1 protein-coding gene is annotated in these 406 nt (G+C 64.8%); it reads right to left on the bottom strand.

Features of this window, described 5'->3' with window-relative positions; translation table 11 throughout:
• On the bottom strand, positions 1 to 269 hold a 269-nt coding region (tsf, locus tag I6F37_RS42695; RefSeq protein WP_225154783.1), incomplete at its 3' end, for a translation elongation factor Ts.
• Positions 270 to 406 lie beyond the last annotated feature (137 nt).

Below are 406 nucleotides of genomic sequence, written 5' to 3'. Positions count from 1 at the left end.
TCCTGGAACTGGTCGTTCTTGGCGACAAAGTCGGTCTCGGAATTGACCTCGACGGCAACGCCCTTGGAGCCTTCGACGGCGACGCCGACCAGGCCCTCGGCCGCAGTGCGGCTGGACTTCTTGGCGGCTGCGGCAAGCCCCTTGGCGCGCAGCGCGTCGACGGCGGCTTCAATGTCGCCATCGGTTTCGGTCAGCGCTTTCTTGCAATCCATCATGCCGGCGCCGGTGCGCTCGCGCAGGTTTTTAACGTCAGCGGCGGTATAGGCCATCTGTGTTTCCTCTTATCTTCTGGCGCACGCGGGACAGATGGCCCCTGCATGCTGCATTTCGATGACGAGCGGGGGCGCTCTCAAGCGCCCCCGGCCCTTCTTCAGGCCTGCGCGTCTTCGGCAGGCGCTGCCTCAAC

The sequence above is a fragment of the Bradyrhizobium sp. NBAIM08 genome, assembly GCF_020193935.1.
GTDB lineage: Bacteria > Pseudomonadota > Alphaproteobacteria > Rhizobiales > Xanthobacteraceae > Bradyrhizobium > Bradyrhizobium yuanmingense.
This window is presented reverse-complemented; position numbering and strand designations above follow the sequence as displayed.